The sequence below is a fragment of the Ruegeria sp. YTSC230 genome (genome assembly GCF_059609665.1).
The window spans coordinates 193,617-208,207 of sequence record NZ_JBXWMC010000006.1 but is presented as its reverse complement, the minus strand read 5'-3'; the positions used below and the strand labels follow the sequence as shown (position 1 = coordinate 208,207).

Sequence of the window (14,591 nt, the reverse complement as noted above, 5' to 3'; positions counted from 1 at the left end):
ACATTTCTTTCTTCTTGGGCTAGCAATATTTGGCTGGTATTCGTTCCTACATCCCGAGTTGATCTGAGCCAGATTGTCATTGATGACGTGGATATTAATCGGTGGATCCAACAATTTCAGACACCCTCGCAGCGACCTCCAACTTTAGATTAACTGACTTCGCGTCCAAACGGGTTGGCGCGCGAGGGGCGCGCACCAGTCCTTGATCGTGGCGAAAGTGCCATTCGCCGCAGATTGGCGAAAAAGACGCACTTTTTGACACTGTAGGTGGTGCAACCGACGGAACCTGACGATGCGGCACTGAAAGAGAACCTTAACAAATACTCTGAGCGTTTCCTGAGTCCAGTGGCAATTGCGTTTCATCAAATCTGATTTGGGCCTGATCTCGACCCAGAAACCACTGAGACAACAATCGCTGCGTTGAATTCCGGGGCGAACCTGGATGATTTTGGCACACTTAGTCTGCTACCGGCAATTATTGCGATAACACCTGGCCAACAAGTCGCCGGTACGTTTGGGTGCATTTTATTGAATCGACCAGCAGCTTGCCGCCTGGACAAAGGCCCGGCCCGGTGCCCTGGGGATATTGCGCCAATATTTTGTGGGTAGATACGCTCCAATAGCCCGCCTTGCGCGCGCTTGAGGACATTCGTGATGAGGTTCTATTTGACTGGCACCGCGATTTGAAATCCGAGCTTCCCGACACGCAGATAAATGAGTTGAAACGCAAAGTAGACATCTCCATGCCCACTCCGGAAAATCTGAGTGAAAAGTTGCCGCAATGATCCTGCGCCGATTTCTTGGATGTTCTTTGCGTTGCGCTGTCGCTGATGAATGCCGCTTGCCGCACTACCTCATGCTTCAATACCCGCCCCCGGTTGGAGCGATCATAGCGCTGCCTATTGTACTCCAGGCAGTTGAAGTGCTCAAACGGGACGAAAAGCAGGTGCGTTTGTTCGTGCGTTCAACATGGCTCATCGCGTTTGGCTTCGGCCTGTTACGCGGCCTCGATTTCGCCGGTGGTCTGCGGGATATTGAACCGCCTGGCAGTAATACTCCAACTACGCTTGTCGCATTCAACCATGGGGTCGAGGCAGGCCAGATTGCGTTTGTCGTGAACATCATCGCGACAGGATCTGTAATCCACCGTGCGTTCCATTCCTCTTTCGCCAATGGCAATATGCCCTCAGCCACCTCACTTCCGCAACGGGACATGTCATCGGCTGCGTGGCTACGTTTTTGGATAGCCGAGTGGCTCGCCTATTTTGGGTGCAATACCCAATAATAGGCCCAGAGTTGGGTAAGCAGGGTCAAACAAAGGAACCCATTCGCAACGATACTAGTTACGATTGTCGACACCTTCAGCAGCGAGGAACTCTGTAACGAAGTGCCAAGAAAAACATAGTTTGAGGCGTGCTCAATATCTGCTTCCGATTTCGCAACCTCACTAACTCGCGGCTGCTGCGAACCTCCGCTCTCCGCCCTGAAACACCCAATCTCGTTCGGGAAAGATGAGTCTTCTGAATGCTCTTGTTTTCGGTCTATCGCATCCTCAAGTAATTTGGCCTGATCATCAGCCCGGCCGAGGTGGTTCTGTCTGTCGCAGACGAGCTCCGTAACAAGACCACACAGCCGAACCAGCTGTGGCAGACAGACTTCACGTATCTGAAAGTGATCGGCTGGCTGGGGTTGCTTACTACTCTCGACGACTACAGCCGTACATCATCGCCTGGAAGTTCTGCGCGACGATGAAGGCCGAGGATGTGACCAACACGCTCGGCCTAGCGTTGCAAGCCTCAGGATGCGATCAGGCAATGGTCCTGCACAAGCCAAAACTGCTAGGTGATTACGGGTCAAGCGACGTCTCGGACAAGCTTGCCGAGTGGCAAGGTGATCAACAGATGAAACACGTCAAGGGCACGCCGAAACACCCGCAAACCCAAGGCAAGATCAAGCGCTGACACCAAACTCTGAAGACCCGCACCCTGCTGAAAACGGCGACATACCTGGTGAACTTCACCATCAGATCAGTGCATTTGTCGATCACTACAATCACAAACCCAAATGCAAGAACCTGCAAATCTTAACGCCCGCAGATGTCTATTTCGGGCGCGAGCAATCCATCCTAAAACGACGAGAAAGGATCAAACGAAAGACTACCGAAACGCGACGTTTGCTTCACCGCACAATCAAACAAAATAGATGAGCCAGATTCTCTCTAAGCTTACGCTGCCATCGGTTCAGTTTTGCGGGAGGCCGTCGAAAATTCTGTGTTTACGTGCCAGAGGCCGCGCCTGTTTCAGAGGCCATCGCAAACGGACGCTATCTTGATGCCTTTTCACAATGCTCTGACGTGCCAACACAATCAATTTGGATAGCGGGCTGCCAAATTGAGTGCACACGCAGCGTTCCAAATATGCTTAACAAAAAAGGAGCCAGAAGATGAAAAAAGTAGTGATTGCTCCCGTTGTCTCGCTTGTTATTGCAGCATTGTCTGGGGTGACATTTGCAAACACATTTGACGTAAGCCCCGCGACGTCACAAACGCAATTGCAGAGCACGATGTCATCTTCGGGGGGTTATGGGAAATCTCCTGTAGTATGTAAAGAATGCAGGGAAGCGGGCAGCCACGGGACAGAACTTATCGGCGGCGTGACCTTTTATTTCCTTGAATTGCCTGAGGTGGACATTGATGCAAGAAAGCTAAAGAACGTTTTTGACATTGATGCTGGTACAGTGATCAAACGAATGAGGCGCTGAGCCTACGATGCCGCAAGAGACCCGGCTGTGTGAACAGCGGGGCGAGATATGCCGGTGATTAACTCCAGCCGGTTAGCCCCTTTTGCTGGCTAAACGCTGTGATGTGACGGAGCTTCATTGACCCGCTAAATTCTTAGGTCACAAACCGATCAATTACTTTGCCATTACGCGTAGCCAGTGACCATTCTTTCAAACTAAACCAACAGCGGAATGGGTGCACTTGTCGGCTTCTACGTGATCAATCCGGCGCGCGGTTGCCGCAAAACCAGTGTTTGCCTGACAGTTAACGCCCACTGCGAAAGACGCCCGACCGGGCGTTAACTTGATGCCTTTTCTCAAAACCTTGACCTGCCAGCGCAATCAATCTGAGCCGCAGATTGCCATCTTTATTGCACCCACAGCGTACCAAACACGCTTAGCTGAAAGGCGCAAAAAGATGAAAAAGGTCATGATTACATCCGTTACAGTGTTCGCGATTGTTGCAAGTGCTGGAATCTGCATGGCCGGCCCGTCGCATGGCCTCGGGCAACGCGGCTATGCAAAGGATGTTCGCTCATCTGTTTCGCAAATACGCAACCACACTGCAGCGGAAAGCAACGGTTCCAAACCATTCAATAGTAGCCTGGCGCTGACTGACTTGACAACAACCGCAGGACCATTGTTCTGGGTTGAGTCCCAAGGTGAACGCGACAGCTATGATGTCGGTGACGGCGAGATGACGACGAACAGCGGCAGTCTGCGGTTTGGCGCGAATTTGCCTTTGGGTGAGGTCGGGGGCGGACAGCTGTTTGGCGGACTGGAATTTGGCATCGGCAGCCTGTCATCGAACATCGGCACCAGCTCGGCCAACGCCAATATCTCTACCAACGCCTATGATGCAACCCTGAGCGCGCTTTGGGTTGCGGATAGTATGTTCTATATCGACGGGCAGCTTCGCTATGGGTTTTTCGACAGCCAGGTACGTCCGAATGGCGGGGGCGCAGTGGATGCCGATGGCAGTGGGTATGAGATATCTATTGAGGTTGGCAAGCCCTTCACGCTTCCGAACGAATGGATGCTCATCCCGCAAGCGCAGGTCATGTACAGCGATATCGACATGGACGATGTCCCTGATCGAGTCGCGGGTAGTCAGATCGGATCTCTGGTGGATAGTGACACGTTGACCGCCCGAGTCGGATTGCGTGCTGAACGTGCCTTTGCAAACAATTCGATGCTGTATGGTCAAATCGACTTTTATCATGCGTTCGACAACGCGACCTCGGTGGTGTTTGGGCAAAGCGCAGTGTTCACGGAGCGAGGCCAGAACACAGCGGCCCTGAGCATAGGTGGCGATGTCGCGCTTTCGGATCGCTCATGGCTTTATGGTGAGATCACCAGTGAAACCGGTTTGGGAAGCAGCTCGAACGACCACTCCTTCGGCTGGAACATCGGCGTCGAGGTCCAGTTCTAAAGTATCTTGCGTTTGGTCTGAAGCGAAATGGGTTTCAGGCATTAGCTTAATACCTTTTCCTAAAACCATAGTCTGCCAGCGCAATAAATCTGAGCCGCAGATTGTAAAATAAAAGACACACACAGCGCTTCAAACATGCTCGACCGAAAGGAACCTAAAACGAAAAAAGTAATGATTGCATCTGCTACGGTATTTGCGCTTGTCGGCAGTGCGGGAATGTCTAGAGCAGGTTCGTTGCGTGCCTACGACAACCCCGGGCACGCGCACGATGTTCGAACATCTGTATCGCAAACGCAAATCCACGCAAGTTCGAAAGCACGCGATCATACTGAAACAAAATCTACCAAACTGCTAAAGAATCTGGCGCTGGTTACGGTTTGATATCAGAGTATTCGGTTGACGAAGATTGCAATGATGCATGCACTAATGCTTGGTCCTAAGAGCGTCGAAAATTGATGTCGGATGCTTGAGGTTGCGTTTCAATCGACAAGCATCCGCGAACCACCGTAGACCCTTGTGATGGTGCAAAAACTCTTGGACAATGTGATATCATCTGAACTGGGGCACCAGCTTGCTTACCCCACTGCGCATTGTTGGCCGACGTGCGGTTCCCCAGACTACCCTTACCTTCTCGAACACTACCCGGAGATCGGTCCGTCCAAGCCTGGTAAGGTCCGGTGTAGATCGCGTGTGTATACCCCTTGGGCTACTATGCCACGACTTTGCAAAAGTAGGTACCTGTGCAACCTTGCCGAAATATCCGATTGGGTAGTACGTGCAGCGAACGGCGGCGGCGTCCGCAGAGCATATTTTATTGTGCTTTTGCAACGTGCCCAAAGCCGGCAAGCGCTACATCCGGTCGCTTTCTCACAGCGACCAAAATTTCAAACGTCCGGTCGGATTCACCACTGCAGCAGGCTTGGTTTTTGGGCCTCGAAGCCTTTTTTCGTTGGGAAAAGCGAGCGCATCCGAGCAATAATTTCGATGTCACCATCCAGCATTGTTTGGACCGTGTTCAACCAGTTCTTAAAAGCTTCAGAATCCCAGTGATCCTGAACGGCTGCTTCGTCCCGGAACACTTCGTAGAAATAGAACCGATTGGGATTTGCCAAGTCCACCATGATCTGAAACTGGAAAACCTCTGCCTCTTCGCTTACAACACTTTGCGCTTCAAAGATGCTGGCGTTCAAAAAAGACTGCCGGTGCTCAGGTTTGACATTAACTGCGAAGAATCCCCCGCGCATTCCATCGTCCATACTTAGCCTCCTTGGCCGCCCGTAAACCCGTCTAATGGTATCAAACGTTTCGACGCCGCCGGATGGCGTGAACCTTCTCCACTGCTTTAGCCAACACTAACCTAGGCGGATTTCATATTCGCGTCTGCGCCATCCCATCCTAGGGCAGATGATAACTCATGCGACATTTCGATGAGTGCTTGGCCGATTTTGACCCGCATTGGAGGCGTAAACACCCGAACGGAAGCTGTGGCGCCAATGGACAACGTCGAACCAACACCTGTTTTGCCCAGTGTTGTTGCAACAGAACTTATACCTCTTTCCAGCTCCTCGACACATTCGGCGTATCCTTTGGCCCGAATGACATCGAGTTCTTTTGCCAGATCTTTTCCGCTGGTAATGGTGTGCTCGGTGTACCGCTTGAGCTGCCCGTTCAATTCGCCATGAGACAGCAGCTCTGGAGAAACGGCGGCAATTGCCTTGGCGCAAGAGCACGCGTGCATAGGCCGTTTGCCCACACCCGGGTGAAGATATGACACGCCCGTTTCTGGCGTGGCCACGTGAATGATCTCGACCCAGTTGCCGCGCAGTCGGGAAAGAAAGAACGCAGCCCCGTAGTCTCTGGCGCCGGTGGCCAGGATCGGCGCAATCACTTCCAGAAGCGCAGGATCAGAATGATCACTCCGGGTGATACGCTTCAATCGGGTTCCAATGGCAAACTCCCCTCTCGCAGATGTCTGCAACAGTCCGGACGAAACAAGATCCTGAACCAACCTATAGGCTGTTGGCTTAGGGAGATCGGATTGTGCACAAATTTCCGCGACAGTCGCATGCCCTTTTTGACCTACGACTTCCAATATCAGCGCTAAGCGTTCTAGATGCATTTTTCTCACTATACGATAATAGTATTTTCGATATACGATACCGTAATCGTGATCAAGGGAGGGTTCAACGATGGATGGTGCATGTTGCGGACCGGGCTACGCCAGCCCGCAAGAGGCAATCCAAGCCCCCCGTGAGAAGCTTCTTTACACGATTGCCATTTATACAGGCACGGGCATTCAGAAGCCCGACTATCTTGCGACAGTGGATGTAGACCCGGAAAGCCCAACTTATTCTCAGGTGATCCACCGGCTGGAAATGCCGGGGATCGGGGATGAACTTCATCACATGGGCTGGAATGCTTGTTCGTCCTGCCACGACGACGGCTCAATGTCGCGAAAATACCTGATCCTGCCCGGTGTGCGTTCCAACAACCTACATATCGTCGACACGGCCACTGACCCACGCGCACCACGGCTGCACAAGGTTATCGACGGGGCCGAGATTAAGGCCAAGGCCGATCTGTCAGGGCCGCATACAGTGCATTGTCTGGGTTCGGAGATCATCATTTCCTTCCTTGGAGACGCCAAGGGTGAAGCTCCGGGCGGCTATCTGCATCTCGATAAAGAATTCAACATCGTCGGCCGCTGGGAGAACTCGATGGGCGGCATCAAGTTCGGTTATGATTTCTGGTATCAGCCCCGTCACAACGTGATGGTGAGTTCCGAATGGGCCGCGCCCAACACCTTTATGCCGGGTTTCGATCTGGAAGAAGTGGGTCACCTGAAATACGGGCGCGAGTTGCATTTTTGGGATTTCGAAAAACGCGAGCCTGTTGAAAGCTTCTATCTAGGCGAAGACGGGCTGTTGCCGTTGGAAGTCAAATTCCACCATGACCCAGACAGCACGCATGGGTTTTGTGGGGCCGCGCTGTCGACCAACGTCATTCACTGGTGGAAGGACGACGCGAATAAGTGGCAATGGGCAAAGATCATCGACGTCGAGAATGAGATGCACCCTGAATGGCCGATCCCTCTGCCAGGAGTGATGTCGGCGATCCTGATCTCGATGGATGACAAATACCTCTATCTCAACAATTGGCTTCATGGCGACATGCGCCAATACGACATCACCGACCCGCATAATCCCAAACTGACCGGCCAGGTGTTCATGGGTGGGCTTTTGGGCAAAGCGCCAACCGTTAATGGGGTTGAAGTCGCCGGTGGGCCGCAGATGTTCCAACTCTCTCTCGACGGGCGCAGACTCTATGTCACCACCTCGTTGTTCTCGACTTGGGACAACCAGTTCTATCCCGAGATCCGCGAAAAAGGCGGTGTGATGGTCATGATAGATTGCGATCCTGAAAACGGCGGCATGAAGATCAACGAGGACTTCATCGTGGACTTTGGGAAAGAGCCAAATGGCCCCTCGCGCTGCCACGAGAGCCGGTATCCAGGCGGTGATTGCACAAGCGACATTTGGCTATGACAACGCATACTGTGACGATCGCCAACAGGGATGGCGCGACATATGAGGTGGACGCACGACGCCCACTACTGGATACGTTACGCGAACAGGGTGTTGATCTGCCCTTCGGCTGCAAATACGGCGGCTGCATTACCTGCGCCGCGAAACTTAAAACAGGCACGGTGGATCAGCGCCGACAGGTCGCGCTGAACAATAGGCAGATCGCCAATGGCTACGTAATCCTCTGCGTGGCACGCGCGACGTCAAACATCACCTTGGAGATCGGGGTTGAGAGCCATGACAAGCTTTACCGCAATCCGTTCCTCGATCCACTCAAACCCCACGAACTCAAAGCAGACATTGCGACGCCGAAGGAAGGTTAACCGATGCCCGAAGCAGATATCGACCGTATGTATGATTACGACCCCAAGTATCTCGCCGAGATCCTGAAGTCGGTCAAAACCATTGCAATGGTTGGTGCAAGCGCCGACAAAACGAAATTTAGCTACGGCGTTCTGCGACAACTCAGCGAAATTGGCTACGACATTCTGCCGGTAAACCCTAACCCGAACGTCAAGGAAATCAGGGGCCTGAAGGTCTATCATTCACTCGAAGAAATCGACAAACCCGTTGATATGGTGGATGTCTTCCGTCCCAAGGAAGAACTCTTTGGCTTCGCCGAAAAGGCCATCGCGATCGGAGCCAAAGTTCTTTGGGGACAGATCGGCGTCTACGACGACAAAGCAGCACAGCTCGCCGAGGATGCGGGCCTCAAAGTTGTGATGAATCGATGTCCGAAGATTGAACTCTTCCGGCCGTTTTGGAAGCCCCGCCTCGATCTGAAGATATGATGGATCCTAATGGAATGTGGTTTGCTGAGTAGCCAAACAGGCACATTTCATAGAGTGGGCAGTTTCCTAGTGCCTACAACTCCACGAACATCGAAATCAGCTTCACGGGCCTTAGGAAGCCTTCTAGTGATACAAGCGTAAGGGACTTCTTCCAAATCGCAGAGAAAGGCGCCTGGAGAAGAGACCGCAAAAACACTCCCTGCAATCTGTTCGAAGTCAGCTCGAAAGTGGGTGGTGCTCTTCACGCAAACCACTGAATAATTCGCAGGGTTTAGCCCGATATGAGTAAAATGTGCACGATCCAGGCATTGATTGCGTATGCTTGTGACGACAAGGTCAATATCGGCCTCGTGCCCAACCAATCGCAGAGCAGCTGTTTTGCCCAGCGTTGCCACGCCACCGCGATACATTTCTCCGGTATAGCGGCAAGTGCCATCACCCAAAGCCAGGACCTCAAACTCTGCTTTGACCGGAACGTGTCCAGCCAGGTTGGACTTTGCACCGATTGCCAACTCAATCAGTGCACCCTCTCCTGCCTCATGGGCTTGCATTGCGCTGTCCGGATCATGGAAAAGACCCATCACAACACTCTTTACCCCACCCTCAATCAGTGCGGCCAGCAACCCTGTGGTATCAGACGTCCCGCCCGCGCCAGCGTTGTCCTGAACATCTGCGAGAACAACGGGTCTTTCCCGTCTTTCGCGGCATGTCGAAACAGCTCCCTCCAACGACAGCATCGAACAATCAAGATCGGCTTCCCGGGATATAAACAAGTTGACGATTTCTTCGGCGGCGGCGGCGGCTTTCTGGGCTGTGGCTGAGTAGGCAAGGCAGGCCGGGCCGGTGTCAGGGAAGTCCGCCGCCGTGAAGCCCAAAGCAATGTCGGCCAAGGTTTCCTGCCGCTCAAGTCTAACTGGTAACTGGTAGATTTCGTCGAATGGCGCAGAGCCCGTATGTTGCGCATGCAAAGGGATGAGATATGGCACCGGCTGGAACACTTTGTATAGTGTTTCGCCCGCCAGCAATTGCTGCAGGACAGGAACGCATCGTGCGCCGGTTTCCGCCATATCCAAATGAGGATAGGTTCTAAAAACAGACAAATAGTCCGTATATTCGACCATCTGAGCAGAGATATTGGCGTGCAGATCCAAACTTGCGACCACTGGAGTTCCGGGACCCACAAGCTCTCGAATACGGCGCAGAAGCTCTCCTTCACCGTCAGCAAGGCTTTCAGTGACCATTGCCCCGTGGAGATCCAGATAAACGCCGTCAATGTGGCCGGCATCTCGGATTCCATTGAACAACATCCCGCAAATCGTTTCGAATGCATGATCGGTTACATGCGCAGACGGCTCGGCAGAACACCAAAGGATTGGAACAACCTCAACCCCTGCGGCTTGAGCAGCCGCAGCAAAACCTGCGACGGGTAAGTTCATGCCCTCCGTTTCCAACAAGACCTTTTCACCGCGCAACATGCCGGGCCAGGAATCTGCCATCTCAAACTCGGGGAGACCGGCCTTTGTCACACCAAAGCAATTTGTTTCATGCTGAAACCCCGCAATCGCAATACGCTTGGTCTTCATTAGGTGTGCTCGATTTCTTTTTTGGCATGCGTTGCGGCAAAAACACTTTGACCGGCTCGGATCGTTTCGAGCACCTGTGTATCCTTCAGATGGTTCGGATCGTGAAGGGGATTGCGCGAAAGGACAACGAAGTCTGCAACTTTACTCGGTTCGATTGATCCGCGCCGATCCTCCTTGAAGACCTGCCAAGCGGCGTCGATGGTTTGGGCACGCAAAGCTGACAGAACGTTGATCTTTTGATCCTCGCCAAGCACACGGCCTGAAGAGGTTTTCCGATTTACCGCACAATGGGCCAAGTGGATTGGACGTGTTGGCGTGACTGACGCATCGTTGTGGATCGTATAACGCACGCCAAACCGCTCGGCTGATGCGGCCGGGGATATCCTCTCGGACCGCTCGGGGCCCAAGAAGGTGTCGTAGTGGCGATCCCCCCAAAAATAAACATGGGCGGGAAAGAAGCTAACAGTAAGGCCAAGTTGGGCCATACGCTCTAACTGATCATCTCGCAGGGCCTGGCCATGAATAATGGTGTGACGATGATCTGTACGGGGGGACGCTCGCAGTACTTTTTCAACCGCATCAATGAACATCTCTGCGCCGGCATCGCCGTTACAGTGGCAATGAATCTGTAGTCCCTTGCTATGGAGTTTGCTGACATCAGCATCCAGCTGCTCTTGCGAGGTGTAAGTCATCCCACGTGGATGTTCTGGATCAGCCGGCTTGAAATACGGGGCAGTCAGATACGCGGTCTGCAGTTGAAAGGCCCCATCCGTGAACAGTTTGCGCGGACCTAGTGTGAAATGCGGGTTGCAGGGCCAGTTCGTGCCGATCCATTGGGTACTTAGTTCTGGTTCCAGACTCCCGACGGGTAACAGCTCGATATCAATTCCCGGATCCTGGTCTGCGGGCAGGCTGGCGAAGTGATCCAGCATGGTTTGCGACGTCCAGGCATTTTGGGCATAGGTCACCCCATGGGTCAGATATTCGTCACGGCAGGCATCAAAGCCCTGCCAGAACCTTTCGCGGTCGATCAGGAAATCGGTATCGCCCATCTCTCCCATGGCCGAAAGACCTTCGATCAATCCCGTTAGGGCTCCGGTTTCAGGGTCGCGGCCAAAACGGCCGCCGTCCGGGTCTGGTGTGTGACGGGTAACCCCACGCCTCTCAAGCGCAAGAGAATTTGCCGTGCCGTTGTGACCCGATGCATGAATAACCCAGATTGGATGACGCTGTGATACCTTGTCCAACTCGGCCCGCGTGGGCATGCGACCTTCGAGAATAGAGGTATTGTCAATCGACACCCCCATGATCCATTCACCCTCGGGCGTTGCATTAGCCTTTTCCCGAAGCCTGTCCAACGCCTGCGCCATGGTCCGGCAATCCCCTAGAGGAGGCGACGACAGGTCAACACGGAACAGCCGGATGAACCCGGGATCCGGAAAATGCCCGTGTGAGTCAATAAACGCGGGCATCAGAGTGCGCCCCCGCAGGTTGCGTTCCTTAGTATCCGCAGGCATGGAAGCGCGCAGATCGGCCTCGGTTCCAACGTCCTTAATCCTGTCTCCTTCGGTCAGAACTGCCTCCGGCGAAGAATTCTGCGCATCCATAGTCAGGATTGTGCCGTTGAAAAAAAGTGTACTTAGCATTGGACTTCCTACTACGACAACGGCGCCAGACAACGCAGCCCATGGCCGCCGTCCACTTCCCATTGTGGGGTCTGGGTGCAGATATCCTTGGCAAAAGGACAGCGTTCACGGAATTCACATCCCGAAGGGCGTTTAAGCAGGCTGGGGGGTTCACCTTTTAGGGCGATCCGTTCCAACCGCGCATCCGGATCCGGCTCTGGGTTGGCGCTTAACAGGCAGCGGGTGTACGGGTGGCCCGGATCTCTGAATATCGTCTCTGTTGTGCCTTCTTCTACCAACCGGCCTAGATACATGATGCCCATTCTGTCGGCCACGTGGCGTACAACGCTGAGGTTGTGGGTGATGATTACCATCGCCAGACCCAGCCGTTCGCGCAGATCGTTGAGCAGATTCAAAAGCTCACCCTGCACCGACACATCGAGGCCTGCGGTCGGTTCATCCGCGAGGATCAATTTCGGCTCCAACGCCAGCGCTCGGGCAACGCCTACACGCCGTGCTTGCCCACCCGACAACTGGTAGGGATAGCGGTCTGCGAAATGCGTGGGTAGATTGACCATTTCCAGCAGTCGCTTGGCTTCTGCATCCAGATCTTTGTCTTTCATACCCTGAATACGGTAAGGCTCAGTGATCAGGCTGCGGATTGTCAGACGCGGCGACAGGCTTCCCACCGGATCCTGAAACATCATTGCCATGTCTTTACGCAGCGGACGCATGACACGTTCCGGCGCGCCGCGAATTTCCTGGCCCTCAAAAGTGACTGAGCCGTCTTGCGCAGGCGCAAGACCCGCAATGGCGCGAATAACAGTCGTTTTGCCAGAACCGCTTTCGCCAACCAGCGCGTAAGTCTCGCCGGGTTGCACGGTAAAGCTGACACCCGCCAAAACATTGACTGGGCCATAGCTAGTTTTAAGGTCCACGACGTTCAGCAAGCTCATGTTGTGACCTCCTCGTGGTTCAGCCAGCATGCGGCGTGATGGCCTTCTTTCAATTGATCCAACGGCGGAACTTCGGTGGCGCACCGTGCCATCGCTTGATCACAACGATCGCGGAAGATGCAGCCACCCGGTAGGTTGGCCAGATCAGGCACTTCACCGGGAATGGTCGGCAAAACACGCGCTCGTTCTTTGATATGACCGGGGTCACATTCGATCAAGCGGCGTGTGTAGGGGTGTTTTGGGTTGTGAAAAATCTCACGTACGTCCCCGCTTTCGACAACCGCACCGGCATACATCACCACCACCCGGTCACAGAGTTCCGCGATCACGCCCAAATGGTGCGAGATAAACAGGATGGCACAGTGAAACTCGCGCTGCAGCTCTTGCAGGCGTTCGATGATCTGCACCTCTAACGTTGCGTCCAGCGCTGTCGTCGGCTCATCCGCGATCAAAAGGTCAGGTTCGGACATCAATGCCATTGCAATGGCGATCCGTTGGCGCATCCCGCCCGAGAATTCATGCGGATACTGCTTTAGGCGCGCCTCGGGATCGGGAATGCCAACAGCGCCTAACATCTTGGCTGCGTGGGCCAGCTTGTCCGCCTTTGACTGTTTGGAGCGGTGCTGAATGTCCAGCATCTGCTGCCCGATGGTCAGAACCGGATTGTGCGTTTGCATCGGGTCCTGAAAGACGATGGATATGTCCGACCCACGCAAGTCGCGCATATGTCGTTCGGAGGCCCGCAGCAGATCCTGTCCTTTGAACCTGATCTCTCCGTCGCGGAACCGCGTATTGGGCGCTGTCAAACGCAGGATGGACGAGATCAGAGTGGACTTACCGCAGCCGGATTCCCCGACAATGCCAACTATTTCGCCTTTGTTGACGTCGAATGTGATGTCCCTCAAAGCCTTGAGGTCACCACGGCCTGTTTCGTAATCGACGCTGAGGTGGTCGATTTCCAGAAGTGTGTCGGTCATCGCTGTTTCCTCAGTTTCGGGTCAACCACATCGCGCAGGCTTTCACCCAGGAAGGTAAATCCGAGCGTCGCCAGAATGATCGGGAGCCCACCACCGACCACCAACCAGGGGGTTTGGCGGATCAATGAGTACCCGTCCTTCAGCAAGGCACCCCAGCTGGGGGTAGGAGGTTTCACGCCCAGCCCCAGAAAGGACAGCCCCGCCTCCAGCGCGATAACCGTGGGAATATCCATAGCCGCCAGCACAGCCAGAACGCCGATGATGTTGGGCAGCATATGCACGCCCAGAATGCGCGCCATGCTGGCCCCCATCGAGCGTTCTGCCAAAATGAATTCAGAGTTGCGCAGCGTCAGAGTCTGGGTTCGCGCCACGCGCCCATATGTTGGGATTGAGGTCGCCATGACCACGAAGACCACCGTCTGCAGGCTGGGTCCGATCAGGGCCACAACGGTAAGCGCAAACATCACCGTTGGAAAAGATCGGATGGTATCGAAGAACAGCATCAGAAGGTTATCAAGCCATTTAGGCCCATACCCGGCAATCATGCCCAGCGTCAGGCCAATCGCCATAGCGCCGAAAACGGCGGGCAATGCCACCTTGAGCGCAACCTGCCCCCCGGCGATAACCCGCGAAAACGTATCGCGCCCTAACTGATCTGTACCAAGCAGGTGTGCGGCGGACGGTCCTTGCAAGCGGGATTTGATATCCATCGCAATCGGATCATAGGGTACAATCCAATAGGCGAAGATGGCGCAGAACACGATGACACCGACGATGATCAAGCCCATAAGACCAAGCGGGTCGCGGGCGACGCCGATGATGATCTGGCCAAGTTCGGAACGAGATTTTCCCATAACGCTCCCTC

13 protein-coding genes and 2 pseudogenes are annotated in these 14,591 nt (G+C 54.0%); 7 read left to right on the top strand and 8 right to left on the bottom strand.

What is annotated here, in order from left to right; all coding sequences use genetic code 11:
• Positions 1-781 precede the first annotated feature (781 nt).
• The 4 genes and pseudogenes from AC2FD9_RS13760 (at position 782) to AC2FD9_RS13745 (ending at position 4,210) form a co-directional block, all read left to right on the top strand.
• Positions 782-1,285 (top strand): HupE/UreJ family protein, encoded by a 504-nt coding sequence (locus tag AC2FD9_RS13760; RefSeq protein ID WP_282169993.1) that lies wholly within the window; start codon positions 782-784, stop codon positions 1,283-1,285.
• Between the two features lie 251 nt (positions 1,286-1,536).
• Positions 1,537-2,206: pseudogene (locus tag AC2FD9_RS13755) on the top strand (transposase); the annotation flags it as partial.
• Positions 2,207-2,442: 236 nt separating this feature from the next.
• Positions 2,443-2,760, top strand: coding sequence for a hypothetical protein (locus AC2FD9_RS13750; RefSeq protein ID WP_496837400.1), 318 nt, complete (start codon positions 2,443-2,445; stop codon positions 2,758-2,760).
• A gap of 436 nt (positions 2,761-3,196) precedes the next feature.
• On the top strand, positions 3,197-4,210 hold the full coding sequence (locus AC2FD9_RS13745) for an autotransporter domain-containing protein (protein ID WP_496837398.1): 1,014 nt from the start codon (positions 3,197-3,199) through the stop codon (positions 4,208-4,210).
• 902 nt (positions 4,211-5,112) lie between these two features.
• Here AC2FD9_RS13745 and AC2FD9_RS13740 read toward each other — a convergent pair.
• The 3 genes and pseudogenes from AC2FD9_RS13740 to AC2FD9_RS13730 all read right to left on the bottom strand — a co-directional run.
• Positions 5,113-5,466, bottom strand: a complete 354-nt coding sequence (locus tag AC2FD9_RS13740; protein WP_496837396.1) for a putative quinol monooxygenase — start codon at positions 5,464-5,466, stop codon at positions 5,113-5,115.
• 101 nt (positions 5,467-5,567) lie between these two features.
• Positions 5,568-6,146: an IclR family transcriptional regulator domain-containing protein gene (locus AC2FD9_RS13735; protein ID WP_282170083.1), complete on the bottom strand. Its 579-nt coding sequence runs from the start codon at positions 6,144-6,146 to the stop codon at positions 5,568-5,570.
• 45 nt (positions 6,147-6,191) lie between these two features.
• Positions 6,192-6,329: pseudogene (locus AC2FD9_RS13730) on the bottom strand (helix-turn-helix domain-containing protein); the annotation flags it as partial.
• A 70-nt stretch (positions 6,330-6,399) separates the two neighbouring features.
• Here AC2FD9_RS13730 and AC2FD9_RS13725 point away from each other — a divergent pair.
• From AC2FD9_RS13725 to AC2FD9_RS13715, 3 genes are read left to right on the top strand one after another with little or no spacing between them, the layout of a single operon-like run.
• Positions 6,400-7,755 (top strand): selenium-binding family protein, encoded by a 1,356-nt coding sequence (locus AC2FD9_RS13725; protein ID WP_496837395.1) that lies wholly within the window; start codon positions 6,400-6,402, stop codon positions 7,753-7,755.
• The gene (locus tag AC2FD9_RS13720; protein WP_109310877.1) at positions 7,752-8,117 is read left to right on the top strand and encodes a 2Fe-2S iron-sulfur cluster-binding protein; all 366 of its coding nucleotides are present in this window, start codon (positions 7,752-7,754) and stop codon (positions 8,115-8,117) included. Before AC2FD9_RS13725 ends, AC2FD9_RS13720 begins: the two co-directional genes overlap by 4 nt.
• A gap of 3 nt (positions 8,118-8,120) precedes the next feature.
• Complete coding sequence (locus tag AC2FD9_RS13715) at positions 8,121-8,585, top strand: CoA-binding protein (protein WP_496755601.1); 465 nt, start codon at positions 8,121-8,123, stop codon at positions 8,583-8,585.
• A 47-nt stretch (positions 8,586-8,632) separates the two neighbouring features.
• On the opposite strand, the gene AC2FD9_RS13710 is transcribed toward AC2FD9_RS13715, so the two are convergent.
• The 5 genes from AC2FD9_RS13710 to AC2FD9_RS13690 are packed head-to-tail and all read right to left on the bottom strand — an operon-like array spanning position 8,633 to position 14,580.
• Complete coding sequence (locus AC2FD9_RS13710) at positions 8,633-10,168, bottom strand: M81 family metallopeptidase (protein ID WP_496837392.1); 1,536 nt, start codon at positions 10,166-10,168, stop codon at positions 8,633-8,635.
• Positions 10,168-11,814, bottom strand: a complete 1,647-nt coding sequence (locus AC2FD9_RS13705; protein ID WP_496837390.1) for an amidohydrolase — start codon at positions 11,812-11,814, stop codon at positions 10,168-10,170. The genes AC2FD9_RS13710 and AC2FD9_RS13705 overlap by 1 nt, the downstream gene beginning before the upstream one ends.
• A gap of 11 nt (positions 11,815-11,825) precedes the next feature.
• Complete coding sequence (locus AC2FD9_RS13700; RefSeq protein ID WP_496837388.1) at positions 11,826-12,749, bottom strand: oligopeptide/dipeptide ABC transporter ATP-binding protein; 924 nt, start codon at positions 12,747-12,749, stop codon at positions 11,826-11,828.
• Positions 12,746-13,726, bottom strand: a complete 981-nt coding sequence (locus AC2FD9_RS13695) for an ABC transporter ATP-binding protein (protein ID WP_496837386.1) — start codon at positions 13,724-13,726, stop codon at positions 12,746-12,748. The genes AC2FD9_RS13700 and AC2FD9_RS13695 overlap by 4 nt, the downstream gene beginning before the upstream one ends.
• The gene (locus AC2FD9_RS13690; protein ID WP_496837384.1) at positions 13,723-14,580 is read right to left on the bottom strand and encodes an ABC transporter permease; all 858 of its coding nucleotides are present in this window, start codon (positions 14,578-14,580) and stop codon (positions 13,723-13,725) included. Before AC2FD9_RS13690 ends, AC2FD9_RS13695 begins: the two co-directional genes overlap by 4 nt.
• Positions 14,581-14,591 lie beyond the last annotated feature (11 nt).

Coding starts and splice junctions, on each gene's coding strand:
- AC2FD9_RS13695 (WP_496837386.1), bottom strand. CDS start 13,726: ATGACCGACACACTTCTGGAAATCGACCACCTCAGCGTCGATTACGAA.
- AC2FD9_RS13690 (WP_496837384.1), bottom strand. CDS start 14,580: ATGGGAAAATCTCGTTCCGAACTTGGCCAGATCATCATCGGCGTCGCC.
- AC2FD9_RS13710 (WP_496837392.1), bottom strand. CDS start 10,168: ATGAAGACCAAGCGTATTGCGATTGCGGGGTTTCAGCATGAAACAAAT.
- AC2FD9_RS13745 (WP_496837398.1), top strand. CDS start 3,197: ATGAAAAAGGTCATGATTACATCCGTTACAGTGTTCGCGATTGTTGCA.
- AC2FD9_RS13760 (WP_282169993.1), top strand. CDS start 782: ATGATCCTGCGCCGATTTCTTGGATGTTCTTTGCGTTGCGCTGTCGCT.
- AC2FD9_RS13705 (WP_496837390.1), bottom strand. CDS start 11,814: ATGCTAAGTACACTTTTTTTCAACGGCACAATCCTGACTATGGATGCG.
- AC2FD9_RS13750 (WP_496837400.1), top strand. CDS start 2,443: ATGAAAAAAGTAGTGATTGCTCCCGTTGTCTCGCTTGTTATTGCAGCA.
- AC2FD9_RS13700 (WP_496837388.1), bottom strand. CDS start 12,749: ATGAGCTTGCTGAACGTCGTGGACCTTAAAACTAGCTATGGCCCAGTC.
- AC2FD9_RS13715 (WP_496755601.1), top strand. CDS start 8,121: ATGCCCGAAGCAGATATCGACCGTATGTATGATTACGACCCCAAGTAT.
- AC2FD9_RS13725 (WP_496837395.1), top strand. CDS start 6,400: ATGGATGGTGCATGTTGCGGACCGGGCTACGCCAGCCCGCAAGAGGCA.
- AC2FD9_RS13740 (WP_496837396.1), bottom strand. CDS start 5,466: ATGGACGATGGAATGCGCGGGGGATTCTTCGCAGTTAATGTCAAACCT.
- AC2FD9_RS13720 (WP_109310877.1), top strand. CDS start 7,752: ATGACAACGCATACTGTGACGATCGCCAACAGGGATGGCGCGACATAT.